Raw genomic sequence first — 24,898 nt, forward strand, 5'->3', positions numbered from 1 at the left:
CGGTCTCGCGGCGGGATCACCAGCCGGGAGAGAGGCGGATCACCGCCGGACGAAGTCCCGCCTACTCGACGCGGTATCGGGTGACGAATCGGCGCAGGATCTCCGGCGGGACCGTGATCGATTCGCGATGGCCGAGCTCGGTGAGATAGTCCGCCTCCTCGGGCGCGAAGTACCCCGCATGGCGATAGGCATCGATGCGGATCGCGAGGCCGTTGCCGTCCAGCTCGGGGTGGAACTGGGTCGCGTACACGTGCTGGCCGGTTCGGATCATCTGCACCGGGCAGCCGGACGACCCCGCGAGCAGGGTCGCGCCCGGCGGCACCTCTTGGCAGGCCTCCTTGTGGCCGACGAAGGCGCGGAACGACTGCGGCAGGTCGTGCAGGAGCGGGTCTTCGTCCGCGTGATCGGCCAATTCGATGGTCTGCGCACCCGCGGTCTCGCCGTACCGGTCGCCGCTGACCTTCCCGCCGAGGACGTCCGCGAGAACGCCAAGGCCGTAGCAGGCGCCCAGGTACGGGAAGTCGCGGCCGACGATCTCGGTCATCAACTTCTTCAGGCGGGGCTCGAAGCGCCGCTGGTAGGGATACTTGTCGTCCTCCGGACTGCTGACGTTGCTCGGGCCGCCACCGACGATCACCGCCGAATAGTCGTCGAGCTCGATATGCGGGAACTCCTCGTCCATCTTCACCCGCACCACGTCGTCGGCTTGGAGCTCGCCGGCGCGCAGGATCGCGCGATACTCGTCGTCCGCCGCGGCGCGCTCGGGCCGCAACTGCAAGAGCAGGCAGGGCTTGGCCATATACCGATTGTGCAAGATCGGTGACCACCGCAGGGGGAGGTCCGCACGGCCCCGAGTTTCGGTGGCCCACCTTTCCACGTCTGTCCGCGCCCTCGGAGCCGTCGATACCGTCTCCGGCGGCGGCCACCCCGTGCCGCCCGAAAGGAACTTTCTCGATGCGTAAGCACCTTCGCGCCGGAATGCTCGTCGGCGCACTTCTGCTGGCTCCGTTGGCCAGCGCTGTCCCGGCCTCGGCCATCCCGCTGGAACCAGCCGCACCCGCGCCGCAGTCGGAGCAGGTCGCGAACCCGGGTTGCCCGGGCGGCGCTCCGCACTGGGACTGCCTGCTGTCGTCGCTCTCGGCGGGCGGTTCGTCCAAGTAAGAATTCGGGCCGCGCCGCTGGCCTTGTCGCGAACCCCTTCCGACCGGTCGGGAGGGGTTCGTCCGTCGACCGGCGTGGCGGGGTCGGCGCGGCCGAATTGGTTGCGACCTAGGTCACAGACCGCTACCCTCCATTCATTCTGAGACGAATTGGTCTCAGATGTGGGCTTCGGCCCGCGAATGCTGAGGAAGAATATGGACTCTCCGCTCGTATCCGTCGGTCTGCCAGTGGCTTTGGCCGTGATCATGTTCGGCCTCGGGCTGTCGCTGACGGTCGCGGACTTCACCCGCATCGCCCGAAACCCGAAGACCGTGGCGATCGCGCTCGCCTGCCAGCTCGTGGTGTTACCGATCGTCGCCTTCGGCCTGGTGCTGTTGTTCGACCTGCCGCCGATCCTCGCGGTCGGCATGATGCTGCTCGCGTCCTCGCCGGGCGGGACCACCGCGAACCTCTTCAGCCATCTGTTCCGCGGCGACGTCGCGCTGAATGTGTCTCTCACCGCGGTCAATTCGATCATCGCGGTGGCCACGGTGCCGCTGGTGACCAACTTCGCCATCGACTACTTCGATCCCGGCGAGGGCGCTGGCACGGTCGGCCTGCAATTCGGCAAAGTCGTGCAAGTGTTCGCGATCGTGCTGGTTCCGGTCGCGATCGGGATGGTGGTGCGGCGGCTGTCGAGCGGGTTCGCCGACCGGATGGATCGGCCGGTGCGCATCGGCTCGGCGCTGACATTGATGCTGGTCGTCGTCGGCACCATGGTCGCCGAGCGCGACAACCTGGTCGACTACGCCGTCGACGTCGGCGCGGTCACCACCCTGTTCTGCCTCGTCAGCCTGACCGCGGGCTACTTCCTCCCCCGTTGGCTCGGCGTCTCCGACCGCCAAGCCATCGCCTGCTCGATGGAAGTGGGCATCCACAACAGCACCATCGCCATCACCATCGCCATCAGCGTCCTGGACAGCACCGAAATGGCCGTCCCCGCAGCGGTTTACGGCGTCCTCATGTTCCCCCTCGCCACCGCCGTCGGCTGGCTCCTCATCCGCCGCCAGCCCCGCCCCGCCCTCGCCGAAACCACCTGAGAGTCCCACGCCCCTCGACCACACCGACCTTGCGCCGGCCGCCGGTCTCCCATCCGGGTGAGGGTCGCGCTGCGTCCACCGAACGGAGAGTCGTCGGCAGAATGACGGCGCAGCGGTCGGCAGAATGACGGCAGATCCGTCGGCGGATCAACGGCTACAGCGTCGGCAGATCGACGGCGCAATAGTCGGCAGAATGACGGCAGACCCATCGGCAGATCGACGGCACGGCCAGTGCGCCGAGGCAGACAACTGCCCTCAACTGAGCTCAGCTCGAGGGACGTGAGGCGCGGGGCTGCCAGAGTGCGTCCACCGCGAGCCAGCCGACGAGCACAGCTCGGCGGCGGACCAGCGGATGTCAGTCGGTGGTCTCGTCTTCGTTCGTCCGCGCGGCGGGCAGCCGGATCACGCCCGCGTCCAGATCCACGGCGACGCGCGGCTCGTGCAGCTGCCCGTCGCTGTCCTCACTGCCCTCGTCGTTCAGCTTGTTGCCGAACAGCTCGCCGATGATGCCCACGCCTCCACGATAGCCGCGGACGACCTCGGCGATCGGTCGGGCGCCGCGGGAAACCGTTGTCGGGGGTGTGGGGGGCGGGCATAGAGTTTGCGCATGACGAGCAACCCGTTCTTCGAGCGCAGTGCGCTGCCCTACGAGCTGCCGCCGTTCGCGGAGATTCGCGACGAGCACTATCTGCCCGCGTTCGAGCGGGGGATGGCGGAGCAGTTGGCCGAGATCGGGGTGATCACGAGCGGGGAGGGGGCACCGACGTTCGACGATACCGTTGTGGCGCTGGAGCGTTCGGGGGCGCTGCTGACGCGGGTGGCGAATGTGTTCTTCAATATCGTCGGTTCGGATTCGAACGAGCGGATCGAGGCGATCGAGGCGGAGATCTCGCCGCGGCTGGCCGCGCACCGGGATGCGGTGTACCTCGACCCGAAGCTGTTCGCCAGGATCGACTCGCTGTACCGGGAACGCGAACAGCTCGGATTGGATGCCGAGGAAGCGCGGCTGTTGGAGCAGTATCACATTCGGTTCGTCCGGGCGGGCGCGCGACTGGATGCCGAGGGGCAGCGGCGTTTACGTGAGCTGAATGCCGAATTGGCGACGGCGGCAACGGAGTTCGGGCAGAACCTGCTGGCCGCGACCAATGCCGCGGCGCTGGTCGTGGAGAGCGAGAAGGAGCTGGCGGGCCTGGGTTCCGCCGCGGTGACGGCCGCGGCCGAGAACGCCCGCTCGATGGGCCGGGATGGGGCGTGGGCGCTGCGCCTCCAGAACGTCTCGAACCAGCCCGTTCTCGCCGAGCTGTCCGACCGCGAGACACGGCGCAGGATGCTGGCGGCCTCGCTCGGGCGCGGGTTCGGCGCGGAGGGCCGCAACGCCGAACTCGCCGTCCGAATCGCCGCGCTGCGTGCCGAGCGGGCGGCGCTGCTCGGCTACCAGGACCACGCGGCCTATGCCGTCGAAGACCAGACCGCGAAAACCGCTGGGGCGGTGGAGGAGATGCTGGGTCGACTGGTCCCGCCCGCCGTCGCCAACGCCGAACGGGAGGCCGCTGAGCTCGCGGCGGCCATGCGCGCCGACGACGGGGACGCCGACCTGCGCGCGTGGGATTGGCAGTTCTGGTCGGAAAAGCGCAAGGCGGAACGCTTTTCGCTGGACACCGAGGCGCTGCGCCCCTATTTCGAACTCGAGCGGGTGTTGCGGGACGGGGTGTTCTTCGCCGCCGGGCAGGTCTACGGGATCAGCTTCGTCGAGCGCGCGGATCTGGTGGGCTACCACCCGGAGGTCCGTGTCTTCGAGGTGTTCGACGCGGACGGCAGCGCGCTGGGACTGTTCCTCGGCGACTTCTTCGCCAGGCCGTCCAAGCGCGGTGGCGCGTGGATGAACGAATTGGTCGGTCAGTCGCGGCTGCTGGGGACGCGGCCGGTGGTGGTGAACAACCTCAACATCGCCAAGCCGCCGGCGGGCGAGCCCGCCCTGCTCACCTGGGACAACGTCCGCACGCTCTTCCACGAGTTCGGGCACGCGTTACACGGTCTGTTCTCGGACGTGCGGTTCCCGTTCTTCGCGGGGACGGAAGTGCCGCGCGACTTCGTCGAATTCCCGTCGCAGGTCAACGAGATGTGGATGGACCGGCCGGAGGTGCTGGCCAACTACGCCAAGCACGTCGAGACCGGCGAGCCGATGCCCGCCGAGCTGGTCGAGCGGATGGCCGAGGCCGCCCGGTTCGGCGAGGGCTTCCGCACCGTCGAGTACCTGGCCGCGGCGCTGCTGGACTGGGCGTGGCACCGCGTGCCCGGCCCGGACGCGCTGGCCGATGTCGACGCCGAGGCGTTCGAGCGGCGGGCGCTCGAGCAGGCGGGAGTCGCCATGGACACGATCCCGCCCCGCTACCGGACCGGCTACTTCGCACACATCTTCTCCGGCGGCTACGCGGCGGGCTATTACTCCTACATCTGGAGCGAGGTATTGGACGCCGACACCGTGCAGTGGTTCGAGGACGGCGCCGCACCCATCCGTGAGAAGGGCGAGACCTTCCGGCGCGAACTGCTGTCCCGCGGCGGTTCGGTGGATCCGCTCGCGGCCTTCGCGTCCTTCCGCGGCCGCGCCCCGGAGATCGAACCGCTGCTGACCCGCCGAGGACTGGTGAGCTGACCCGCATGCGCGGGAGTGGGTGCACAACCGTACACTGAGTGGCGCCAGGTCGGCGCCACGACCCGAAGCGGTCTACACCGTGACCGAGCGCGCACCGTGCGACGCGCCCGGCGAAGATCAGGTCCTCGCGGCGCCGACGGCCGGTCCCACGGAGCTATAAGGGGTTGTGCACATGGGTTCACCAGCGCGAGTGACGATCTCGTACGCGTCGGCGGCCGAGATCGAGGCCAACTACCCGCGGTGGTGCGCACTGGCGGGGATCGGCGACACTCCGCTCGGCGGCTACGGCCGGGAGCTGGCGCAGGCACAGCGGCGCGGTCTGCTCGCCTCCGCCATGGCGCCCTCGGGCGTTCGCGCGATCTCGGCGGCCGCGGGCAAGGGCGAGCTGGCCGGTGCGGTCGCCGCGCGCAGCCTGGTCCTGGTGGCCCAGTGCGATCGCGTCGTCATCGGCGGACTCTTCGCCGGGCCCGACGCCTTGGTGGTGCACCGCTTCCAGCCGTGGGGCACCGCCGCGCAGGCGCGCGCGCTCGTCGGCCTGATGAAGGTGGGCGTGCTCGCGGTGGAGCCGGAGTTCCGTGGCGCGGGCGTCGGCGCGAGCCTGCTGCGGTACGCCGCCGATCGAGCGGCCGCCGGTCGAGTCCGGCTGATGTACGGATCGTTCACCGCCGCTACCGATTTCGACCGTTTCTGCAATGACCGCGGCTTCCGAGTCCTGGGGCCGGGGCAGAGCATCGACCTGTCCCCTGTTCTCGGCGTGCCCGCGGAACTCGATCCACCCAATGGCGAACGGCTCGTCGCGACCGCCATCGGTGACGGCCCGCCGGTCGGCGCTTCCCCGAACGGCGGCGATAGCGCGCGCCCGCACTCGCCCGCCGATGGCGCGCGTCACCCGGCGTCGTAGCCGGACCTCAGACGTCTCGCACGCCGACGTGCACACCTTCGGCGATACGGAACAGGTCCACCACCGCGAGAATCTCTTCCATCGTGGCCTCGGGAAGCCCTTCGACGGTCTGGGCGAAGCGGCGCAGGGCACGGTCGGTGAATCTCGCGACTACTCCGGCGTCACCGCCGTGGCCGAGCGGCCCGTTGTCCGGACAGGGGTGTGCGAGCGACATGTCCACTCCGTTCCGCCAGCAACGTTGCCGTGCAGTAGCCATCAACCGATGATGCGAGTATCGGGCGGCGGAGCGGGCGCTGTCACTGGGCAATCGCGAGAAAGAACGACCGAAAGTTGGTTACTGGATACAAACGCCTCGTTGCGGTCGGCCGCGCGGGACCTGACCAGCAGAATACGTTGTTTCCCGTTGTGGCACAGCCCTTTTCATCCGTGACAAGGCCAACAGCCCGAGCCTGCCAGAGACGACCGTCTTCCAGCGCATCCCGAATCGGTCCGGCGGCGCGGCGAAGCAGGCGTGGTGCGACCAGCCGCGGGACCAGGCCGACGCCCATCGCGACCCCTCGCGCCTGTTCGAGGAACCCTGGGGCGACCTGACTGAGACAGATGACGCAGGGCCGCGGGTAATCGTGCCGGGGCACCCGCCTGAACCGGCCGTCCAGAATCGAACGTGAAAAACCTCGACTCGAACCGACCAGCCGGTGTTAATGTGGTGGCCGTCACAAGGCCGCTCGGCGGCACGTGGCCCGCGTGAAGGTGAACGGTTCTCTCCGGAAAACCTGGGCGGCGGTTACGAGAAGCCCAGGCGCGCAACCGTTCACGCCGCCACCGGTCGAACACCGGTGGCAGGCGCCCGTTCGGGGGACGGGCGATGCGACGCTGCCAACGCGGCAGCTGCACAGGTGGTCAGCAAGTCGGCGCGTCCGGAGACACCAGCAGGTCGGCCCCTTGGGCCCTGCCGCCGGTGCGCGCCGTGGAGTGAGGTGTCCGAATGCTCGATACCCGACCCATCACGACGAATTTCCCCGGTTCAGTCACTCTTTTCCCGAACAAGACCTCGGCGATACCCGCGCAGGCCGCCGCGAACATAGCGCGCCTGCTGCCCGATCACCCCTTGGTCGGCATCTCGGCCTGGGGACTCGACGGCTTCGAGGTCGTCGGTTGCTCGGATCGACAGGCCGCGACAGTGGAGCAGGCCCTCGTCGATTTTCCGGATTCGCCGGGCATGGACGTCATCCGGCGGCACAAAAGGATCTCGATCGCCGACCTCGCCGCGGAATCGCGTTGGCGCGCTTACTGCGCCCACCTGCGCGAACTCGACATACGGTCGCTGTACTGTCACCCGCTCGTCTCCGAGGGGCAGGTGCTCGGCCTGTTGAACCTGTACTCCCACCGCACCAACGCTTTCCGCGCGAAGGAGTGACGCGGACGCGGGGAGGGGCGCACCCCTCCCCGCGCTCCGGGAACTCGTTCACGCCGAGCCGGTGGCAATGGCGATGAGATCCGCGACGGCTCCGACCACCGTGTCGACCAGGTCGAAGATGGCGGAACCGAGATCGAGGATTTCCATCGTGTCTCCTCTTCCGTTGGGGAACAACGCAAGCCTCGCACGCGGCCGGTGATACACATCACACCGCGGCAATGACACGCCAGTGGCAGTCGGTCCAGGAGGCACGGTGACCATCTCGCACGGGCCCGATCTACGTTCACACTCCGCCGACGGCGACGGAATTCCCGCGGAAATGCCGTCGTTCTCATCCGCGCAGATCGCCAGGACGACGTTGATCGAGCGACTCGACGCCATCGTCGACAGCGACGAGCACCGAGTGCTGTTGATTTGCTCGCCCGCCGGAAGCGGCAAGACCGTCCTGCTCGCCGACTGGGCGAGCCGACTGTGGGCGCGGACGTCGCGACGACCCGCGCTCGGCTGGATCTCGGTGTCCGAGCATCCCGCGCCCGGCCTCTCGCTGTGGCAGACGCTGCGCGATCAGCTCGGTCTGCCGAACCCGCCGCAGCGCCGAACCGTCGACGCTCCCGATTTCGACGCGGCCCATCTCGTCGAGGCTCTGACCGCGCGCGGAACGCCGACGGTGATCGTCATCGATGACGCCCACCTAGTCGCCGAGCCGCTCGCACTGGCTGGGCTGGAACACTTCCTGCTGCACGCGCCGCCGACGGTCACCACCGTGGTCTCCGGTCGCTTCGATCCGCCGCTGCACTGGCATCTACTCGGGCTGACCGAACGATCGACCCGGTGGGGCGCCGCCGACCTAGCGATGACGAGCACGGAGGTCGCCGCGCTGTGCCGCGAACACCACTGCGAACTGGACGACGCCGAGCTCGCCACGGTCCTCGACCTGACCCACGGGTGGGCGGCGCTGGTCCGCATCACCGCGATGTGCCTGGTCGCGAACCCCGACCGCGCCGCGGCGCTCGGCGTCCTGGCCCGGCCGCCGCGCGCGGTGTCCGACTTCCTGGTCGGCGAGCTGATCGGCGCCCTGCCGACGTCCGTGCGGCTGTTCGTCACCTACACCAGCGTGCCCGCCTCGTTCACCGAGAAGATGGCCGACGAGCTGATCGGCGGCGGCGCCACGCACACGCTCTACGAGCTGGACCGGATGAACTTCCCGGTCAGCTCGATCGCGCGCGGCGGCGAGGTCTGGTTCAGCTACCACCCGATGCTGCGGGCGTACTTCCTCGCCGAGGTGAACCGGCTCGGCGCGCAGGCCCGCGCCGAACTGCACCTGCGGACCGCGAACGCGCTGCGCCGCGCCGGGCTGCCACGCCAGGCGCTGACCCATCTGCTCGCCGTCGGCGACCCAAGACACCTGCGCAATCTGCTCGTCGAACACGGGACGACGATGGTCCTGGACGGGGACGGCGCCGCGCTGTTCGGCGAGCTTCAGCGCGCGCGGCCGAGCATGCTGGACGACCCTTTCGTCTGGTTGCTCCGCGTCCTCGACGCGCTTTTCCACGGCAGCGCCGCCGACGCGCAGGCCTACCTCGACGTCGCCGGCTCGCGCGGCAGCCGCCCGTCGTTCGTGCCCGCGCACTGGATCGACGCGCTCACCGTGGCCGCGACGGTGGACGCGGCGGCCGCGACCGGGATGGTGGCGGGTGACCTCGCCGTGGCCGCCGTGCCGCCGACCGGCAATCCCGATATCGACTGCTATCTGGCGATTCAATCGGCCACCGCGCTGATGGTCGGCGAACAGCTCGGCCGAGCCGAGGAGGTGCTGTCCCGCGGACTGGCCCTGGCACTGCACGCGGGCCACCCGCGGCTCGCGCTGCGCGCACTGACCCGCCTGACTTTCATCGCCTGCGGACGTGAGGCCACTGCCGCGATGCGCGACCGGGCCGGTCGGGCGCTGGCTCTGGCCGCCGAGCACGGCCTGCTCGGCACACCGGACGCGGCGCAGGCCATGACCGCCGCCGGACTGGCCGCCTACCTGCGCGGCGAGGAACCGGATCCGAGCCATATCGCGGCGGCCCTGTCCCAGCACGCGGTGCAGGACGGATCCGAGAGCCCGCTCGCCGGCTGGCACGGCTACGTGGTCGGGCTGCTGCTCGCCGTCGAACAGGGCGCCGACCGGCGCACGGCCGTCGACGACCTGCGCCGCGCCACACAGCTGCTGCTCGACAAGGACACCGTCCCCGCCGCGACCGCCACCGTCGTCCCGCACGTGGTGTGGGCGCTGCTGAGCGTGTCCGAGCCATTGGCCGCGCAGCTGCTCGCCGAGCGGGGGCAGCGGCTGCTCGGCGACCTGCCCGATGTCACCGTGGCGCGCGCGGCGGTCGCCGAGGCGGCCGGGCACAGTCAGGCCGTGCTGGCGCTCGTCGAACCGTTGCTCGACGGTGCGAACGACGCGCGTCCCTCCACCCTGGTCACCGGCTGGTTGCTGTACTCGTCCGCGCAGCACGCGAGCGGCAATCGCGCGAAGGCGCGGACCGGCCTGGAGAACGCGTTGCGGCACGCCGCCGCCGATCACCTGGTCCGTCCTTTTCTCGACGTTCCGAACGCGATCGAACTGCTCGATGTCTACGCGGGCCGATGGGGTCGGCTCGACGAATTCGGTGATCTCGTCCGGCGAAATCGCAATACCGCCCGGCGCTCGACTCACCCGGCGCTGACGGATGCCGAATTGACCGTCCTCAAACACCTTCCGTCCGGCCGGACCGCGCAGCAGATCGCCGGGGATCTCGGGGTCTCCATCAATACCGTCAAAACGCATCTGCGTTCGATCTACGCGAAATTCGGTGCGAATTCCCGCGTCGCCGCGCTGGATTTCGCACGGCGCAGCGGCGTGCTCTGAGGACCCCTGCGGTCTCCGGAAATCTCATCCGCGGCGTGTGAGGCCAGCCGCGCGCTCGGCGCGCCAGACTCGACCATCGCGCAGTGGAAGGAGAGCCATGGCGGTCCTGACCAGGTACCAGTTCATCATCGACGGCGAACTGTCCGACCGCGCACTGGCCGCCTTTCCCGACCTCGACGTCGCACCGTCGCGCAGCGGCACCACCTCGCTGTTCGGACCCGTGCCCGATCCGACCGCGATGCGCGCGGTTCTCGCGATGATCGACAACCTCGGCCTGACCCTGCTGGAGATGCGCCAACTGCCGGACTGAGGTGTCAGCCCTCGGCGCTCTCCTCGCCGGACCGGAACTGCGCGCGCTTCCAGTCGCCGTAGGGTTCGTCGCGCTCACGCACCGCCTCGCGGAAGCCGACGGTGGCCGAGCGCAACTGGAAGGCGTAGCCCTCGCGGGTGTGCCGGGAGATGCCGTCGAACACGGTGCTGACCATTCCCGAGTTGGCCACGCCCTGCGCGAGCAGCGCGCTGTTGAGCGCGAGCTTGGCCATGATGAGCTGGTTGATCGGCATCCTGGCGATGCGGTCGACCAGCGCTTCGGTGCGTTCGTCGAGCTCGTCGGCGGGGCAGGATTCGACGGCCAGGCCCCATTCGGCGGCCTGCTTGCCGCTGATGCAGTCGCCGGTGAACAGCAGCCGCTTGGCGAGCTGATCGCCGAGCCGGTGCGCCCACATGCCCGCCGCCGGAATGCCCCAGACGCGGGTGGGCGGGTAGCCGATCTTGGTGTCGTCGGCGCAGATGATCTGATCGGCGAACAGCGCGATGTCGGTGCCGCCCGCCACCGCGAAGCCGTGCAGTTTGGCTACGGTCGGCTTGTTGGCGTGCAGCAGGCTGGAGAAGCCGCGGTTGAAGCGGCTCATCATCTGATAGTCGACCATCGGATCCCAGGTGCCCCAGGGATTGTGGTTGCGCGCCTGCACGGCGGGATCGAGGACCGTGCCGTCCACCGGCGCCGCGCCGGCGTCCGGTGCGAAGCCGTTCTCCGCGAAGATCGACAGGTCGTAACCGCCGCAGAAGCCCTTGCCGCGCCCGGACACCAGGATCACGTGCACGCGCGGGTCCAGATCTGCCCGCTCGACCGCCGCGGCGAGTTCGATCGGGGTGTCCGCGGTGATCGCGTTGCCGTGGTCGGGACGGTCGAAGGTGATGCGGGCGACCCGGTCGGTGACCTCGTAGGTCAGCGTCCGATACCGGATGTCGGCGGGCGCCTGTTCCCGGTCGGCGAACAGCGAGTCCTTGCCTTCGGTCAGGCCTTCGTACCAGGCGGCGGGGCGAGTACCGGCGTGGTCGGTGTAGTCGGGCAACGGGAAAGTCCCTTTCGATTGGGGGAATCAGAGCTTGGGCGTCACGCGTTCGATGATGGACCCGGTGTCGACGCCGTGCGGCAGAGTTCCGAAGACGTCGCCGTGATCGCGGCCGAGCCTGCTGGCGGCGAAGCCGTCGGCGACGGCGGGATGTCCGTAGCGCACCAGCAGCGAGCCTTGCAGCACCTGCGCCATCTCGCCGACCACACGGCGGGCGCGGTACTGGATCGTGTCGAAGTCGGCGAACTGGTCGCGCAGCGCGCCGATCGCGGCGTCGAGCCGGGCGTCCGCGCCGCGAGCCTGCTCGACCTCGTCGAAGAAGACGCCGAGTGTCTCCGGCTGTTTGGCCAGCGCGCGCAGCGTGTCGAGCGCGGCGACGTTGCCCGAGCCCTCCCACACCGACATCAGCGGCGCCTCCCGGTACAGCCTCGGCATCCGCGATTCCTCGACGTACCCGTTGCCGCCGAGGCATTCCAGGGCTTCGGCCGCGTGGATCGGACCGCGCTTGCAGACGTAGTACTTGCTGACCGCCAGCGCGATCCGGCGCAGTCGGTCGGCGGTCTCGTCACCGGCCACGGCCCGATCGGTCACCTCGGCGAGCCACAGCGCGACCGTGGTCGCCCCTTCGGCCTCCAGCGCCAGGTCGGCGAGCACATTGCGCATCAGCGGCTGGTCGATCAGGTGCGCGCCGAAGGCGCGGCGATGGGTGGCGTGGTGCACGGCCATGGCGACGCCCGCCCGCATTCCGGAGGCCGACCCCAGCGTGCAGTCGAGCCTGGTCAGGTTCACCATCTCGATGATCGTCGGGACGCCGCGGCCTTCCGCGCCGACCAGCCAGCCGACGGTGTCGTCGTACTCGACCTCGCTGCTCGCGTTGGAGTGGTTGCCGAGTTTGTCCTTCAGGCGCTGCAAGTTGAAGGTGTTGTGGGTGCCGTCGGGCAGCACGCGCGGGACGAAGAAGCACGACAGTCCGCCCGGCGCCTGCGCGAGGACGAGGAAGAAGTCCGACATCGGCGCCGAGGTGAACCACTTGTGCCCGGTGATGCGGTAGGTGCCGTCCGCGTTCGGCACCGCGGCCGTGGTGTTCGCGCGGACGTCGGAGCCACCCTGCTTCTCGGTCATCGACATGCCCGCGATCAGTCCGCGTTTGGTCGACGGCACGCGCAGACCGGGGTCGTATTCCTTGGCGACGAGCAGCGGCTCGTACTGCGCCGCGAGTTCGGGGTTGGCGCGCAACGCGGGGACTACGGCGTAGGTCATCGAGATCGGGCAACCGTGGCCCGCGTCGACCTGGCTCCACACGCTCATCTTCGCCGCGCGGACCAGGTGCGGGCTCGGGCCGCGGTCCGCCCACGGCGCGGCGTGCAGGCCGAAGCCGACCGCGTACTCCATCAACCGGTGATAGCTCGGGTCGTACTCGACCTCATCGATCCGGTGCCCGTAGCGGTCGTGGGTCCGCAACACCGGCGGGTGCGCCTCGGCCAGGTCGCCGAGCGCCTGCGCCTCGGCGCTGCCCGCGACCTTGCCGACCGCGCGCACGTCGTCGATGGCCGATTCGGCCCCCGCTCTGCGCAACGCCTCCAGGATCACCGGCTGCTCGGCCGCGTCGAAATCCACCAGCGGCGGAGCCTGATTCGTCACCTCGTGTGTGGGCATAACCGTCCGTCCTCCAAGCTATATTACAAGCCTGCGTCACGCGCCAGAGAATTGCAATACCCCGCCTCGTCCCCCGCGGTGGCCGTGCGGCGAGTGGCTAGCATCGGGGCATGGATTCGCGTGGTGCGCCGGTAAGGAAGCTGACCGCGCGGTCGGCGATCCTGAGCGCACTGCTCGGCGCGCATCCGGCCGAGGCGCCGGTCAGTTGGATCGTGCGGGTGTCGACCGGGCTCGGACTCCAGGAGTCGGCGGTGCGCGCGGCGCTGACCAGGATGGTCGCGGTCGGCGACCTGGAGCGCCGCGACAGCGCCTACCGGCTCTCGCCGCGGCTGATCGAGCGGCAGCATCGCCAGGACGAGGCCATGCATCCACCGACGGGCGAATGGGACCGCACGTGGCGGCTCGCCATCGTGACGGTCGGTGCGGACGACTCCACCGACCGGGCTGCGTTCCGGGAAGTGTTGCGCGCCAAGAAGTTCGGCGAACTCCGCGAGGGCGTGTGGACCCGGCCGGACAATCTCGGCACCGAGTTCCCCGCCGCCGCGGCGCGCCGACTGACGATCTTCACCGGCCACCCCGGCGAACCGGACAGCGAGCTCGCCGAACGGCTCTTCCAGCCGGACGACTGGGCCGACGACGCGCGACTGCTCTTGTCCGCCATGTCGGCCGCGGACTCCATCGGCGACCGGTTCGAAGTCGCCGCCGCGACCGTGCGGCACATCCTCAACGACCCGATGTTGCCCGCCGAACTGCTACCCGACCGCTGGCCGGGCCGTGAGTTGCGCGCGGCGTACCTGGATTTCCGCACGGAGTTCGCGGCGTTCGCCGAGGCGTTGATGGGGACTTCCGCGCAGCGAAGCTGAGAATCACGCGTCCGACACCGCCTCGGCGAGTTCCGCCTTGCCCTTCTCGGTCGGCTTCTCCCAGAAGCGCTCGAGCGGCGCGTATTTCGGTCCGTACTGGTCTTCGTAGACGTCGTCGTTTCGCACGATCAGCCCTCGCACCCGCTTCGGCGCGTGCATGGCGCGAACTGGGAACCGTAGTCGCGCAAGTAGATCGCGTACTCCGAGAGGTCGAGCACCTCGGTGAAGCGCCGCAGGAACTCCGAGTAGCCGTCGAACGTGTAGGAGAAGTGGGCGAGCGCGGCGCTGTAGCCGAAGCCGGGCAGGTCGGGGGCGACGGTGCGCGATCGGCCTGCGGTTCACACGAAGCGGCGATGCGTCGCGCACGCCGCGAGAATTGGCTGGTCAGCGAATGTGAGTCCTGGCATGCTTGCCGGGTGGGCACCGGGGAGATCACGGTCGAATTCGCGACCGAGCTGGAATTGTTCGTGGCCGCCGGGCTGCGCGGGGGTCCGTCGAGCGTGCGCGTCGACGGGGTGTCGACCGTGGGGCACGTGGTGGAGTCGCTCGGGGTGCCCCTCACCGAGGCGGGCGCGCTGGTGGTGAACGAACAGACGGTGGGACCTGCCTATGTGCCCAAAGACGGCGATTCGCTCGCGGTACGCGCGGTGACCCGTCCGCAACGAATGCCGGACCCGGTGCGCTTCCTGCTCGACATCCACCTCGGCACCCTGGTGCGGCGGCTGCGCCTGCTCGGTATCGACGCCGCCTACGAGAACCCCGACATCGGCGACGCCGCGTTGGCGACGCGGTCGGCGGCCGAGCGCCGCATCCTGCTGTCCCGGGATCGCGGACTGCTGCGGCGGCGCGAAATCTACGCGGGCGCATACATTTACAGCCACAAGCCGGCCGAGCAACTCGACGACGTGCTGTCCCGCTTCGCCCCTCCCCTCGCCCCGTGGACCAGGTGCACCACCTGCAACGGCCTGCTGCGCGAGACCGACAAGGCGACCGTGCTCGAGCGGCTGCCGAACCAGACCGAACAGACCTACGACACCTTCGCCCAGTGCGTCGATTGCGGCCAGACCTACTGGAAGGGCGCGCACCACGCGCGACTCGACGCGATCGTCGCGCACGCGCAGCGAAAGTTCGGTTCCTAGACCGGCACCGGCTCAGCTCGCCTCGCCGCGGTAGGCCTCGCCCGCGACGAGCAGATCCCGCAGTCGCGCCGCGGGATCGAGTTCGATGCCGAGGGCGCGCAAGCGATGATCGATCAACAGCCACGCCTCGGCGGTCAGCTGGTCGACCAGCGTCTCCCTGGTGCTCTCGCGGTGCGTCAGCCACCAGCGCACGGAGGCATCGATCAGCCCGAGCAGCGCGATGATGAGCCGTTCCGCCGCGGCTCGGTCCGAACCGAAGCGCGGGATGTATCGCGTTGCGGCGATGAAGATCTCGGAGGCGAAGGCGCTGCCGCCGATGCGTGGTTCGTCGTTGCCGCTGCGATAGTTGCGCTCCACGAGGAAGCGGTACAGATTCGGATGCTCCCCCGCCCAGGCGACGTGTTCGGCGATGGGCGCGCGGATGACGTCGATCGGCGTCCCGTCGACGTCGAAGGTGGCGCGGATGCGCGCGGTGAGCTCGGCGTGCGCGTGCCGCGCGACGGCGCGATCGAGTTCTTCCTTGCCCGCGATGTGCCGGTAGACGTGCGTGCGCACCAGCCCGGCGCGGTCGGCGATCTGCCCGATCGAGGCATCGGGCCCGTGCTCCTCGATCGCCGCGACGGCGGCCGCGACGAGCGCGCGGCGCCGTTCGTCGCCGCCGGGCCCGCGCGCGCCCGAGCGGCGGGTTTCGGCGGTGTCGGTCCAGCCCTGTCGTCCCACGCGGCTCACCGTATCCGACCTCCACGGGCGCTGTATCCGATCCGTGCGGCCGCTCGAGATTCCGTCTTGTCCCAGCGCAACCGATGGTACACACTGTACCCGTAAACACTGGTCACAAGTATTGCTAGTAATACGCCGAGCCTAAGGAGTCTCGATGGCCGCCTACCGGTCGTGTTGGATGAACGACGACCTGGACGCGCTGCGCGACCTCGCGCGCGCCTTCTTCGAGAAGGAAGTCGCGCCCAACGTCGACAAGTACATCGCCCAGCACCACGTCGACCGCGACCTGTGGAACAAGGCGGGCGAACTCGGGTTGCTCTGCCTGTCCATCCCGGAGGAGTACGGCGGTGGCGGCGGCACCTTCGCGCACGAGGCCGTGCTGATCGAGGAACAGGCCAGGGTTGTCGACACCGCGTGGGGCCAGAGCCTGCACAACGGCATCGTCGCGCACTATCTGCTCGCCTACGGCACCGAGGAGCAGAAGCGGCACTGGCTGCCGAAGATGGCCAGCGGCGAGGTGGTCGGGGCGATCGCGATGACCGAGCCCGGCACCGGCTCGGACCTGCAGAGCGTCAAGACCAAAGCGGTCCGCGACGGCGACGAGTACGTCGTCAACGGCTCCAAGACCTTCATCACCAACGGCGCACAGGCCGACCTGATCATCGTCGTGGTCAAGACCGACACCTCCCAGGGCGCGGCGGGCATCAGCCTGGTGCTCGTCGAGGCGGACCGCCCCGGCTTCCGCCGCGGCCGGGTGCTGGACAAGATCGGCCAGAAGGGCCAGGACACTTCCGAGCTGTTCTTCGAGGACGTGCGCATCCCGGTGAGCAACCTGCTCGGCACGCAGGAGGGCCAGGGCTTCGTCCAGCTCATGCAGCAGCTGCCGCAGGAGCGCCTGATCATCGCGGTCGGCTCGGTGGCGGGCATGGAGACCGCGCTGGAGCACACGCTGCGCTACACCAAGGAGCGCGAGGCGTTCGGCCGCCCGGTCTTCGGCTTCCAGAACACGAAGTTCAAGCTGGCCGAGGTCGCCACGGAGGCGAAGATCGCGCGCGTCTTCACCGACGACTGCATCGCCAAGCACATCGCGGGCGAACTCGACATCCCGACCGTGGCGATGGCGAAGTGGTGGACCACCGACAAGGCCATGTCGGTCGCCAGCGAGTGCCTCCAGTTGCACGGCGGCTACGGGTACATGACCGAATACCCGATCTCGCGCATGTGGGTGGACAACCGGGTGCAGATGATCTACGCGGGCACCAACGAGATCATGAAGGAGATCATCGCCCGGTCACTGTGAGCCGCAGCCTTTGCTTCGCAGTTCGATTGCGATGCAAAGGTTTCCACAGCGGCGCATGCCTGCGGGCGGGCGGGCGGTCACCGGCGGAGCCGCCGGGTGTCGCCGCCCGCCCCGCGGATCCACCGGGTGCGCGGCCGTCGGCTACCGGGCGTCTCCGACCGGCTCCGCGCAGGCCGTCCCCGTCCGGTGCTCGGCCGCGAGTTCCGGCGCGCGCTGCGCGTTCGATCGGTGCGCCGCGATTCGCCAGGCGCTGCGCTGGGATCCCGCGCCGAGGCGTTTGGCCCACGAGGAACCAGTGGCGGCGATCTCGGCGGCGGTAGCGGGCGCTACCTCCGTGATCGTCAAACCGTGCGCCGTGTAGGGTCCGGCGAGACCGCGCAGGTCGTTCTCATCGATCGGCGGCAGACCGGAACCGCGATCGTGCTCGATGACCGATACGAGGATCGACAGTGCAGCGCCGGGCTTCAGCAACCGGGCGAGACCCGTCACGACGACCGGATCCGCGGTTACCACGCCGCGCAGCAGCGAACCCCACGGGAAGTACACGGTCACCGCGTCGGCGACGCCGTCCAGTTCCGTGGGCAGGCGCTCGGCGGCGGCCACCACGAACAGCGCGTTCGCGAGCTTGCCGCGCGCGGCCTTGCGGGAGGCTTCGAACATGCCCGCCGCGTTGGCGTCCACGCCGATCACCAATCGGCGGGGGTCGGCGGCGGCCGCGGCGAGGACCGCGCGTCCGTCGCCGGTACCGAGGTCGATCCGGACCGCCGAATGGCGTCCGATCAGCTCTCGGGCTTAACCGATGTCCACATCGCGGATCTTCTTGCCGCTGACCATTCGCATGGGCGCGACAGTAACCGGACGCGTCCGGCGGCGCATCCGAATTTCCGGCGGGCGGTTCAGCCGCGCGCCGCGATCCTGGCCTGCACCTCGGGGCGGCGCAGCGGCGGCACCGACTTCGGCGGCACCTTGCGGTCCGGCAGCTCGGCGAGCAGGCGGGTCGTCACCGCGGCGATGTCGGCCACCGCGGCCTCCACAACCGGACGCGTCGCGGCGGAGACGCTGGAGATGCCCGCGACCTTGCGCACGTACTGCAGCGCCGCCGCCTGGATCTCCTCCGGTGTCGCCGCGGGCTCCAACCCGCGCAGGGCTGTGATGTTTCGGCACATGCTTCGAGGCTACCGAGGTGGGGTGACATCGTTCCCCGCTCCACCGCACGCTCCCGCGTAAGGTCGGAACGGTCGGTTCGGGAGAGGGCGTGTCCCGCTCCGCCACGGCCATGCGCGGCTGTCGGCGGGCTCCGTTCGGTTGGTCGAGAGGGCTTCGCGGTGATCGTTGTGGTGGTACTGATCGGCGTCGCGGTGCTCGCGGTCTTCGCCGGGCTGCACTGGTATCTGTGGCGGCGCCTGGTACGAGACACGACCGCACCGGGGTCGGCCGGGCGGCGGCTCGGGACCGCGGTGCTGGTGACGGCCCCGCTGTTGCTGCTCGGCGCGTTCTTCGCCGAATCGGCCGGACTGCCGTTCCCGCTGGTGCGGGCCATCGCGTGGCCGGGCTATTTCTGGGGCGCGCTGTTCGTCTACCTCTTGCTGGCGCTGCTGGCGGGCGAGGTACTGCGGCCGGTGCTGCTGCGCCTGTTCGCGCGCGAAACCGGAATGAACACAGCCACTTCGACCGAGCAGAGAGAAGAGGCCCCGGAAGCTCCTGGCACGGCGACGGAGAAGATGCCGGAATGCGTGGCCGCACCGAACACTCCGGTGCGGCAGGGACAAGAATCCGGCGACACACCAAGCACTCCGCTCGGAGCCGGTGAACTCCTCGCTGCGGCTTCGAGTGGCGAAAAGCGCTCGGCACCAAGTCCTTCGACAGCGCGAGGCCGAGACTCCGCACCGATCTCGCGGCGAATCTTCGTCTCCCGCGCAATCGCTGGAACCGCCGCGCTCACCGCGGCGACAACCGTCGGCGTCGGCGCCCACGGGGTGCTGAACGGACCGCAGGTCCAGCGGCTGACCATCCCGCTGGCCAAACTCCCCCGCTCGGCCGATGGATTCCGGATCGCCGTGGTCAGCGACGTGCACCTCGGCCCGATCCTCGGCAGGGGTTTCGCCGAGCGCGTCGTCCGCACGATCAACGACACTCAGCCCGATCTCATCGCGGTGGTCGGCGATCTGGTGGACGGCAGCGTAGAGCACCTGCGCCACGCCGTCGAACCGCTCGCCGGTCTACGCGCCAGGCACGGCGCGTACTTCGTCACCGGCAACCACGAGTACTTCTCCGGCGCGGAGGAATGGATCGAGCACGTGCAGGATCTGGGACTGCGCCTGTTGGCCAACGATCGGACCGAGCTGCCCGGCTTCGACCTCGCGGGCGTCAACGACGTGCAGGGCGAACAGGTCGGGCAGGGACCGGATTTCGGCAAGGCGCTCGGCGACCGCGATCCGGCCCGCACGGCAGTGCTGCTGGCGCACCAGCCGATCCAGATCCACGACGCCGTCGCGCACGGCGTCGACCTCCAACTCTCCGGGCACACCCACGGCGGCCAGCTCTGGCCGGGGAATCTCCTTGCGGAACTGGCGAATCCGACCGTCGCGGGGCTCGAGCGCTACGGCGACACCCAGCTGTATGTGACGCGCGGCGCGGGCGCCTGGGGTCCGCCCGTTCGAGTCGGCGCGCCCTCCGACATCACCGTCGTGGAGCTGGCCGCCACGCGAGCCTGACGTCCTGCGGGAATCGGCGGAGGACTACCCCGTCACTGGATCTCGAGACCGCCCGCGCCGTCGGCGCTGATACCGGCGAGTGTGCGGAGGACCGCGAGGGCGCCGTCGTGGCCATCGGGAGCCACGACGGAGAACAGGAGTCGTTGCACTTCGTCGGCTTTCGGCAGGAGCTGGGCGTACTCGCGGCGGCCGGTGCGGGTGAGGGCGATCCGGCGTTCGCGTTTGTCGGCCGGGTTGACCGACCGTTTGATCAGATTCTTCCGTTCGAGCACACCGGCGGATTGCGCCATCGTCGAAGTGTCCGTGCTGATTCGTACGGAGACCTCGTGCTGGGTCAGCGGCCCCTGCGCATAGACGACGTTGAGAATGGCGAACTGAGTTGGCGTGATCGAATCCCCGACGGTGGCGTGCCAGAGTGCGTTGTGGCGTTGATAGAGCAATCGGATCAGATGTCCAGGTGTATCCGCGAACACGTGGGGCACCAGCCGCGAGGTCAGTGATTCCATCCGCCGATTAGACCACGATCCGAGCCGCTGACACGGCCGATCTAGTCGTTCGTCCAATATCTTTGCGGCCGATTTCCGCCACACCCATACGTGTACGTACTATCCACCACCGAGGCGGTAAAAAGCGAAATACGTTGTACGCCAGTACATTTCGACGGCGAACCGAGTCACTCCACGGCGCGTGCCCCTGTTTTCAGGGTTGTCGCCGTACAGCGCGCTGGTGTAGCGTTCGAAATCGGTGCGGGAAGCGGCGTCGGATCGACGGGGGTCGCAACGAATTCGCTGCCTTGGGGATCTACGTACGTGTATCGATTGCCGGACTACGGGGGTATTCGACAACTCGTGATCGAAATTCATACCGCTGGATAACTGCTTTATCTGGGTGCTCACCGACAACTCCGACCGGCGCCGTCACAAGCGGCAGGTCGAGCGTAAAAACGCGCGATCAATCGCGTCCGAAGAATCGGCCGGACCGCGAAACAGGGTTGACGAATAATCAAAGGAACCAGAGCATGACCGCCTCGAAAACAATCGACATCGAGAGACTCGACCACGAGCTACGGCCCGAACCCCGGTCGGCACCGTCCGCGCTTCCGCGACTGCTCGGCGTAGCCACCGCCAATCCGCCCGACCGCTACAGCCAACGCGAACTCGTCGACCTGTTGAACATCACCGACGCCAAGATCCGCGGCGTCTTCCTCAACGGCGGAATAGAGACGCGGTACCTGACCTTGCCGCCTCGCGATCGAGATGGCGCGTTCCGCGTCGAGACCCAGGGTGAACTGCTGGCCAAGCACCGGACCCAGGGCGTACGGACCGGTGCGGCCGCGGTCCGCGCGTGCCTTCGTCGCATCGGCAGCGATATCCGCGACGTGCGTTATCTGGTCGCCGTCACCACCACCGGTTTCCTGACACCCGGATTCAGCGCGCTGCTGATCGACGAGCTGGGGCTGGACCCGGATACGGCCCGGCTCGACGTAGTCGGAATGGGATGCAACGCGGGCCTGAACGGCCTTGCCGCCGTGGCGAATTGGGCGGCAACACATCCGGACGAGCTGGCGCTGCTGGTCTGCGCGGAGGCGTGCTCGGCGGCGTACGTGTTCGACGGAACGATGCGTACGGCGGTTGTCAACAGCCTCTTCGGCGACGGGGCCGCGGCGTTGGCGGTCCGATCGGGCGGCGACACCGGCGCGCCTGGTGGCCCAGGCTCGGCTCCCGCCCCCGCGCTGTTGACGACCAGCAGCTACATGATTCGGCACGCGGTCGGCGCGATGCGCTACGACTGGGACGAGGACGCCGGGAAGTTCAGTTTCTACCTGGACAAAGAAGTGCCCTACGAGGTCGGCGCGCACGCGGAGATCGTGATCGACAAGCTCTTGCGCGGTACCGGATTGCGGCGCAGGGACATCGCGCACTGGACGGTGCACTCCGGCGGCAAGAAGGTCATCGACGCGGTGAAGATCAACCTCGGTCTGACTTCCAACGACCTGCGGCACACCTCCAGCGTGATGCGTGATTTCGGCAACCTCTCGAGTGGTTCGTTCCTGTTCTCCTATCAACGGCTGCTCGAGGAGGGCAAGGTTCGGCGCGGCGACCACGGTGTGCTCATGACCATGGGCCCCGGTTCGCAGATCGAGTCCGCGCTTCTCCAGTTCTGAAGCAGTCCAAGTCGATTCGACTCCAGGGGGTTTTCGATGACCAGTTACGAATCCACTACTCACGTACTGCCCGCGGTGATCTCCGCCGACCAGCCGCTGACCGAGGAACTACTCGCAGCGGTATCCGCGATCGCGGTGCGCGCGGAGGACGCGCCGCCGGACAAGCCGCACACCGTGGTCCTCTATGTCACGGGAACCCGCTCGGGGCAGCAGTTCTCGTGGCCCGGCCCGGTGGATATCGGCGTCGTCGGCAAGTGGGAAGCCGCGCTGCGCCGACTCGAACAGGCGCCCGCGCCGATCATCGCCGTCGTCGACGGGGACGCCTACGGACCCGCCGCGGAACTGCTGCTCGTCGCCGACTACCGCATCCTCCGGTCCGGCAGTGTTTTCGGTTTCGCCGCCACCGCTCTGGGCGTCTGGCCGTCCATGGCGCTGCATCGCCTGGTCGCCCAATACGGCGCCGGTCCGGCGCGGGCACTCGCCGTGCAGGGCCGCACACTCTCGGCCGCCGAGGCGCACGCGCAGGGTCTCGTCGACGCGGTGATCGATCACGACGCTCGATCCGAGACCACGACAGTGCAAGCGGGACTCAGGTTGTTCGAGTCGACCGCCGGTACGGAAATCGCGATCCGCCGCCGGCTGCTGCTCGACGCGACCACCACGCGTTTCGAGGACGCGCTCGGCGCGCACCTGGCGGCCGCCGACCGGTCGCTGCGGCGTCTCCGGGCGGCGTCGTGACCACCCCGCGCTCACCGTTCACCGGAGAACTCGCCCACGACAGCGCCGTGTTGCGGAACGCCGCCGCCGAATGCGACCGGACGCTGCACGAGCTCGGTCCGGTCGCGGAGCGAGACGCCGACCGGGCCGCGCGGGCGGAACGAGCCCATCGGGCGGTGCGCACGCTGCGCCGGGCATTCCTGCGCAGGCACGTGTCCGCGGTGTACCGGCGGGCGACCGACGATCTGCGCGACTCGCCGCGGCTGACCGATCTCGCGGCCGCGGCGACCGCCCGGTTCCCCGGCCTGTTGCCCGAGCCCGCGCGGCTAGCCGCCGACGCCGCGGTCGTCCAGGCACACAAGGAAGGGTGGGAGATCGATCAAGGAATCTTCTTCCACGCGGTCTTCGCCGATCCGGTCGCGGGCGAGCACCTGCTCGACGCCATGCGCCGACCGACGCTCGCCGCCGCTGTACTCCTGCCTGAATACGAGGCGACCGGCCGGGTGACGCTGCCCGCGGTGACGTTGACCCGCTCCGGGCACACCGCGACACTCACGATGACCAACGTCCACTGCCTCAACGCCGAGGACAACCAGCACGTCGCCGACATGGAAACCGCGGTCGACCTGGTGCTGCTCGACCCGAGATCCAAGGTCGGCGTCGTGCGCGGCGGCGAGATGACCCATCCCCGCTATCGCGGCAAGCGCGTGTTCAGCGCGGGCATCAATCTCGCGGAGCTGCACGGAGGCAAGATCTCCTACCTCGAGTTCCTCCTCGGGCGCGAAACCGGCTATATCGCGAAGATTCTGCGCGGACTCTCCGACGACGGCGACGACTGGCCGCCCGCACCGCGCACGAAACCGTGGGTCGCCGCGGTGGACACGTTCGCGATCGGCGGCGGCGCACAACTGCTGCTCGTCTTCGACCGCGTGATCGCCGCCGCCGACAGCTACTTCAGCCTCCCCGCCGCACAGGAAGGGATCGTGCCGGGCGCGGGCAACCTGCGGCTCGGGCGCGCGGCGACATCGCGGGTTTCGCGCGAGGTGATCCTGTGGGGCAGGAAGATTCGCGCCACCGAACCCGACGCGCGCTACATCTTCGACAGCGTCGTCGAACCCGGCGAACTCGACACCGAAATCGCCAGGGCCGCAGAACAACTCGATGCCGATGCGGTGATCGCGAACAAGCACATGATCGTAACCGCCGAGGAATCGCAGGACGCGTTCCGCCGCTACATGTCCGAGTTCGCGCTGCACCAAGCGCTGCGGCTCTACGGCCAGGATGTGCTGGCGAAAGTGTCCCGGTTCGGTGCCGCGGCGAAACCCGAGGTCGGAGCGCGGCGGTGACGCTCGGGGACCTGTCCACCGTGGTCTATCGCAAGCAGGGCCGTGTCGCCACCGTGGAACTCGACCGGCCCGAAGTCCTCAACGCGATGAACCTGCGAATGCACGCGGAGCTGGCGCGGGTATGGGATGACATCGAACGCGACGACGACATCTGGGTGGCCGTCCTCGGCGGCCGCGGCGGGCGCGCGTTCTCGGTCGGGCAGGACCTGAAGGAACTGGCCGAGCGCGATACCCGTGGCGAAGGGCACTCGACGTTCGGCAGCGCGGGCAAACCCGGGTATCCCCGCATCACCGAGCGGTTCGGATTCGCCAAGCCGCTCGTGGCCAAGGTCGCCGGATACGCGCTCGGCGGCGGCTTCGAACTGGCACTCGCCTGCGACATCGTGATCGCCGCCGACACTGCCGAATTCGGGCTCACCGAGGCCAGACTCGGCCTGATCCCCGGCGCGGGAGGGGTGTTCCGGCTGCCGCGCCAAGCGCCCTATCGGATCGCGCTGGGCCACTTGCTGACCGGGCGGCGAATGAGCGCCGCACGCGCCGCCGAGCTCGGGCTGGTCAACGAGGTCGTTCCCGTCGCCGACCTGGACGCGAGAACCGAAACCTGGGTGGCCGACATCCTCGCTTGCGCGCCGCTGTCGGTGCGTGCCATCAAGCAGGCTGCCGTCGCGTCGCTGACGACGCCGCTGCCGGACGCCTTCACCGCCACCTACCACTGGGAAACGTTGCGCGCCAACTCCGGCGACGCACAGGAGGGCCCGCGCGCGTTCATCGAGAAACGACCGCCCAACTGGACCGGTCACTGAACTACCGACCAGCCCCGGAA

25 protein-coding genes are annotated in these 24,898 nt (G+C 69.0%); 15 read left to right on the plus strand and 10 right to left on the minus strand.

The window, feature by feature from the left end; all coding sequences use genetic code 11:
* Positions 1 to 61: 61 nt before the first annotated feature.
* A complete protein-coding gene (locus AB0H49_RS17110; RefSeq protein ID WP_357252345.1) occupies positions 62 to 799 on the minus strand; it encodes a glutamine amidotransferase in 738 nt (245 codons plus the stop codon).
* A 155-nt stretch (positions 800 to 954) separates the two neighbouring features.
* Between AB0H49_RS17110 and AB0H49_RS17115 the strand changes: the two genes are divergently transcribed.
* Both AB0H49_RS17115 and AB0H49_RS17120 read left to right on the plus strand, forming a co-directional pair.
* Positions 955 to 1,161, plus strand: a complete 207-nt coding sequence (locus AB0H49_RS17115; protein WP_355000988.1) for a hypothetical protein — start codon at positions 955 to 957, stop codon at positions 1,159 to 1,161.
* A 194-nt stretch (positions 1,162 to 1,355) separates the two neighbouring features.
* On the plus strand, positions 1,356 to 2,240 hold the full coding sequence (locus tag AB0H49_RS17120) for a bile acid:sodium symporter family protein (RefSeq protein WP_357252349.1): 885 nt from the start codon (positions 1,356 to 1,358) through the stop codon (positions 2,238 to 2,240).
* Positions 2,241 to 2,595: 355 nt separating this feature from the next.
* Here the strand turns inward: AB0H49_RS17120 and AB0H49_RS17125 are convergent, their stop codons facing one another.
* Positions 2,596 to 2,754: a hypothetical protein gene (locus AB0H49_RS17125; RefSeq protein WP_357252352.1), complete on the minus strand. Its 159-nt coding sequence runs from the start codon at positions 2,752 to 2,754 to the stop codon at positions 2,596 to 2,598.
* Between the two features lie 93 nt (positions 2,755 to 2,847).
* Here AB0H49_RS17125 and AB0H49_RS17130 point away from each other — a divergent pair, with 93 nt between their 5' ends.
* Together AB0H49_RS17130 and AB0H49_RS17135 are read left to right on the plus strand one after the other, a co-directional pair.
* Positions 2,848 to 4,893, plus strand: coding sequence for a M3 family metallopeptidase (locus AB0H49_RS17130; RefSeq protein WP_357252355.1), 2,046 nt, complete (start codon positions 2,848 to 2,850; stop codon positions 4,891 to 4,893).
* A 172-nt stretch (positions 4,894 to 5,065) separates the two neighbouring features.
* A complete protein-coding gene (locus AB0H49_RS17135) occupies positions 5,066 to 5,794 on the plus strand; it encodes a GNAT family N-acetyltransferase (protein ID WP_357252358.1) in 729 nt (242 codons plus the stop codon).
* A 7-nt stretch (positions 5,795 to 5,801) separates the two neighbouring features.
* Here the strand turns inward: AB0H49_RS17135 and AB0H49_RS17140 are convergent, their stop codons facing one another.
* Positions 5,802 to 6,008: a hypothetical protein gene (locus AB0H49_RS17140; protein WP_355000995.1), complete on the minus strand. Its 207-nt coding sequence runs from the start codon at positions 6,006 to 6,008 to the stop codon at positions 5,802 to 5,804.
* Positions 6,009 to 6,779: 771 nt separating this feature from the next.
* Between AB0H49_RS17140 and AB0H49_RS17145 the strand changes: the two genes are divergently transcribed.
* The 3 genes from AB0H49_RS17145 to AB0H49_RS17155 all read left to right on the plus strand — a co-directional run bounded on the left by AB0H49_RS17145 (position 6,780) and on the right by AB0H49_RS17155 (position 10,411).
* A complete protein-coding gene (locus AB0H49_RS17145) occupies positions 6,780 to 7,211 on the plus strand; it encodes a GAF domain-containing protein (RefSeq protein WP_357252361.1) in 432 nt (143 codons plus the stop codon).
* A 253-nt stretch (positions 7,212 to 7,464) separates the two neighbouring features.
* Complete coding sequence (locus AB0H49_RS17150) at positions 7,465 to 10,101, plus strand: LuxR C-terminal-related transcriptional regulator (protein WP_357252364.1); 2,637 nt, start codon at positions 7,465 to 7,467, stop codon at positions 10,099 to 10,101.
* Positions 10,102 to 10,198: 97 nt separating this feature from the next.
* Entirely contained in the window at positions 10,199 to 10,411 is a 213-nt protein-coding gene (locus tag AB0H49_RS17155; protein ID WP_355000998.1) for a hypothetical protein, read from the plus strand.
* 4 nt (positions 10,412 to 10,415) lie between these two features.
* Here the strand turns inward: AB0H49_RS17155 and AB0H49_RS17160 are convergent, their stop codons facing one another.
* A complete protein-coding gene (locus tag AB0H49_RS17160; protein WP_357252367.1) occupies positions 10,416 to 11,456 on the minus strand; it encodes a crotonase/enoyl-CoA hydratase family protein in 1,041 nt (346 codons plus the stop codon).
* A gap of 27 nt (positions 11,457 to 11,483) precedes the next feature.
* The gene (locus tag AB0H49_RS17165; RefSeq protein ID WP_357252370.1) at positions 11,484 to 13,112 is read right to left on the minus strand and encodes an acyl-CoA dehydrogenase family protein; all 1,629 of its coding nucleotides are present in this window, start codon (positions 13,110 to 13,112) and stop codon (positions 11,484 to 11,486) included.
* A 110-nt stretch (positions 13,113 to 13,222) separates the two neighbouring features.
* Between AB0H49_RS17165 and AB0H49_RS17170 the strand changes: the two genes are divergently transcribed.
* The gene (locus tag AB0H49_RS17170; protein WP_357252373.1) at positions 13,223 to 13,975 is read left to right on the plus strand and encodes a PaaX family transcriptional regulator C-terminal domain-containing protein; all 753 of its coding nucleotides are present in this window, start codon (positions 13,223 to 13,225) and stop codon (positions 13,973 to 13,975) included.
* A gap of 3 nt (positions 13,976 to 13,978) precedes the next feature.
* Here the strand turns inward: AB0H49_RS17170 and AB0H49_RS17175 are convergent, their stop codons facing one another.
* Positions 13,979 to 14,134 carry a hypothetical protein gene (locus AB0H49_RS17175; RefSeq protein WP_357252376.1) on the minus strand — a complete coding sequence of 52 codons (156 nt, stop codon included), beginning with the start codon at positions 14,132 to 14,134 and terminating at the stop codon, positions 13,979 to 13,981.
* Between the two features lie 257 nt (positions 14,135 to 14,391).
* Between AB0H49_RS17175 and AB0H49_RS17180 the strand changes: the two genes are divergently transcribed.
* The gene (locus tag AB0H49_RS17180) at positions 14,392 to 15,114 is read left to right on the plus strand and encodes a Mut7-C RNAse domain-containing protein (protein ID WP_357252379.1); all 723 of its coding nucleotides are present in this window, start codon (positions 14,392 to 14,394) and stop codon (positions 15,112 to 15,114) included.
* 12 nt (positions 15,115 to 15,126) lie between these two features.
* On the opposite strand, the gene AB0H49_RS17185 is transcribed toward AB0H49_RS17180, so the two are convergent.
* Positions 15,127 to 15,834, minus strand: a complete 708-nt coding sequence (locus tag AB0H49_RS17185) for a TetR/AcrR family transcriptional regulator (protein ID WP_355001003.1) — start codon at positions 15,832 to 15,834, stop codon at positions 15,127 to 15,129.
* 154 nt (positions 15,835 to 15,988) lie between these two features.
* On the opposite strand from AB0H49_RS17185, the gene AB0H49_RS17190 reads away from it, so the two are divergent.
* The gene (locus AB0H49_RS17190; RefSeq protein WP_355001004.1) at positions 15,989 to 17,134 is read left to right on the plus strand and encodes an acyl-CoA dehydrogenase family protein; all 1,146 of its coding nucleotides are present in this window, start codon (positions 15,989 to 15,991) and stop codon (positions 17,132 to 17,134) included.
* 141 nt (positions 17,135 to 17,275) lie between these two features.
* Here the strand turns inward: AB0H49_RS17190 and AB0H49_RS17195 are convergent, their stop codons facing one another.
* Both AB0H49_RS17195 and AB0H49_RS17200 read right to left on the minus strand, forming a co-directional pair.
* Complete coding sequence (locus tag AB0H49_RS17195) at positions 17,276 to 17,917, minus strand: class I SAM-dependent methyltransferase (RefSeq protein WP_357252657.1); 642 nt, start codon at positions 17,915 to 17,917, stop codon at positions 17,276 to 17,278.
* 113 nt (positions 17,918 to 18,030) lie between these two features.
* Entirely contained in the window at positions 18,031 to 18,300 is a 270-nt protein-coding gene (locus tag AB0H49_RS17200; RefSeq protein ID WP_067788783.1) for a DUF2277 domain-containing protein, read from the minus strand.
* Between the two features lie 159 nt (positions 18,301 to 18,459).
* On the opposite strand from AB0H49_RS17200, the gene AB0H49_RS17205 reads away from it, so the two are divergent.
* Positions 18,460 to 19,848: a metallophosphoesterase gene (locus tag AB0H49_RS17205; RefSeq protein WP_357252384.1), complete on the plus strand. Its 1,389-nt coding sequence runs from the start codon at positions 18,460 to 18,462 to the stop codon at positions 19,846 to 19,848.
* A gap of 32 nt (positions 19,849 to 19,880) precedes the next feature.
* On the opposite strand, the gene AB0H49_RS17210 is transcribed toward AB0H49_RS17205, so the two are convergent.
* Positions 19,881 to 20,354, minus strand: a complete 474-nt coding sequence (locus tag AB0H49_RS17210; protein WP_357252387.1) for a MarR family transcriptional regulator — start codon at positions 20,352 to 20,354, stop codon at positions 19,881 to 19,883.
* Between the two features lie 512 nt (positions 20,355 to 20,866).
* On the opposite strand from AB0H49_RS17210, the gene dpgA reads away from it, so the two are divergent.
* From dpgA to dpgD, 4 genes are read left to right on the plus strand one after another with little or no spacing between them, the layout of a single operon-like run.
* Entirely contained in the window at positions 20,867 to 22,012 is a 1,146-nt protein-coding gene (gene dpgA, locus AB0H49_RS17215; RefSeq protein WP_357252390.1) for a 3,5-dihydroxyphenylacetyl-CoA synthase DpgA, read from the plus strand.
* Positions 22,013 to 22,048: 36 nt separating this feature from the next.
* Complete coding sequence (dpgB, locus tag AB0H49_RS17220) at positions 22,049 to 22,750, plus strand: enoyl-CoA-hydratase DpgB (protein WP_357252393.1); 702 nt, start codon at positions 22,049 to 22,051, stop codon at positions 22,748 to 22,750.
* Positions 22,747 to 24,075 carry a (3,5-dihydroxyphenyl)acetyl-CoA 1,2-dioxygenase DpgC gene (dpgC, locus tag AB0H49_RS17225; protein WP_357252396.1) on the plus strand — a complete coding sequence of 443 codons (1,329 nt, stop codon included), beginning with the start codon at positions 22,747 to 22,749 and terminating at the stop codon, positions 24,073 to 24,075. The genes dpgB and dpgC overlap by 4 nt, the downstream gene beginning before the upstream one ends.
* Positions 24,072 to 24,878, plus strand: coding sequence for an enoyl-CoA-hydratase DpgD (gene dpgD / locus AB0H49_RS17230; protein WP_357252399.1), 807 nt, complete (start codon positions 24,072 to 24,074; stop codon positions 24,876 to 24,878). The genes dpgC and dpgD overlap by 4 nt, the downstream gene beginning before the upstream one ends.
* Positions 24,879 to 24,898: the final 20 nt, after the last annotated feature.

Source organism: Nocardia sp. NPDC050713 (genome assembly GCF_040654315.1).
GTDB lineage: Bacteria > Actinomycetota > Actinomycetes > Mycobacteriales > Mycobacteriaceae > Nocardia.

Bases quoted from the DNA above. Each gene is read 5' to 3' on its own strand.
- AB0H49_RS17110 (WP_357252345.1), bottom strand. From the start codon at position 799: ATGGCCAAGCCCTGCCTGCTCTTGCAGTTGCGGCCCGAGCGCGCCGCG.
- AB0H49_RS17115 (WP_355000988.1), top strand. From the start codon at position 955: ATGCGTAAGCACCTTCGCGCCGGAATGCTCGTCGGCGCACTTCTGCTG.
- AB0H49_RS17120 (WP_357252349.1), top strand. From the start codon at position 1,356: ATGGACTCTCCGCTCGTATCCGTCGGTCTGCCAGTGGCTTTGGCCGTG.
- AB0H49_RS17130 (WP_357252355.1), top strand. From the start codon at position 2,848: ATGACGAGCAACCCGTTCTTCGAGCGCAGTGCGCTGCCCTACGAGCTG.
- AB0H49_RS17135 (WP_357252358.1), top strand. From the start codon at position 5,066: ATGGGTTCACCAGCGCGAGTGACGATCTCGTACGCGTCGGCGGCCGAG.
- AB0H49_RS17140 (WP_355000995.1), bottom strand. From the start codon at position 6,008: ATGTCGCTCGCACACCCCTGTCCGGACAACGGGCCGCTCGGCCACGGC.
- AB0H49_RS17145 (WP_357252361.1), top strand. From the start codon at position 6,780: ATGCTCGATACCCGACCCATCACGACGAATTTCCCCGGTTCAGTCACT.
- AB0H49_RS17155 (WP_355000998.1), top strand. From the start codon at position 10,199: ATGGCGGTCCTGACCAGGTACCAGTTCATCATCGACGGCGAACTGTCC.
- AB0H49_RS17165 (WP_357252370.1), bottom strand. From the start codon at position 13,112: ATGCCCACACACGAGGTGACGAATCAGGCTCCGCCGCTGGTGGATTTC.
- AB0H49_RS17170 (WP_357252373.1), top strand. From the start codon at position 13,223: ATGGATTCGCGTGGTGCGCCGGTAAGGAAGCTGACCGCGCGGTCGGCG.
- AB0H49_RS17175 (WP_357252376.1), bottom strand. From the start codon at position 14,134: ATGCACGCGCCGAAGCGGGTGCGAGGGCTGATCGTGCGAAACGACGAC.
- AB0H49_RS17190 (WP_355001004.1), top strand. From the start codon at position 15,989: ATGGCCGCCTACCGGTCGTGTTGGATGAACGACGACCTGGACGCGCTG.
- AB0H49_RS17200 (WP_067788783.1), bottom strand. From the start codon at position 18,300: ATGTGCCGAAACATCACAGCCCTGCGCGGGTTGGAGCCCGCGGCGACA.
- AB0H49_RS17210 (WP_357252387.1), bottom strand. From the start codon at position 20,354: ATGGAATCACTGACCTCGCGGCTGGTGCCCCACGTGTTCGCGGATACA.
- dpgA (WP_357252390.1), top strand. From the start codon at position 20,867: ATGACCGCCTCGAAAACAATCGACATCGAGAGACTCGACCACGAGCTA.
- dpgB (WP_357252393.1), top strand. From the start codon at position 22,049: ATGACCAGTTACGAATCCACTACTCACGTACTGCCCGCGGTGATCTCC.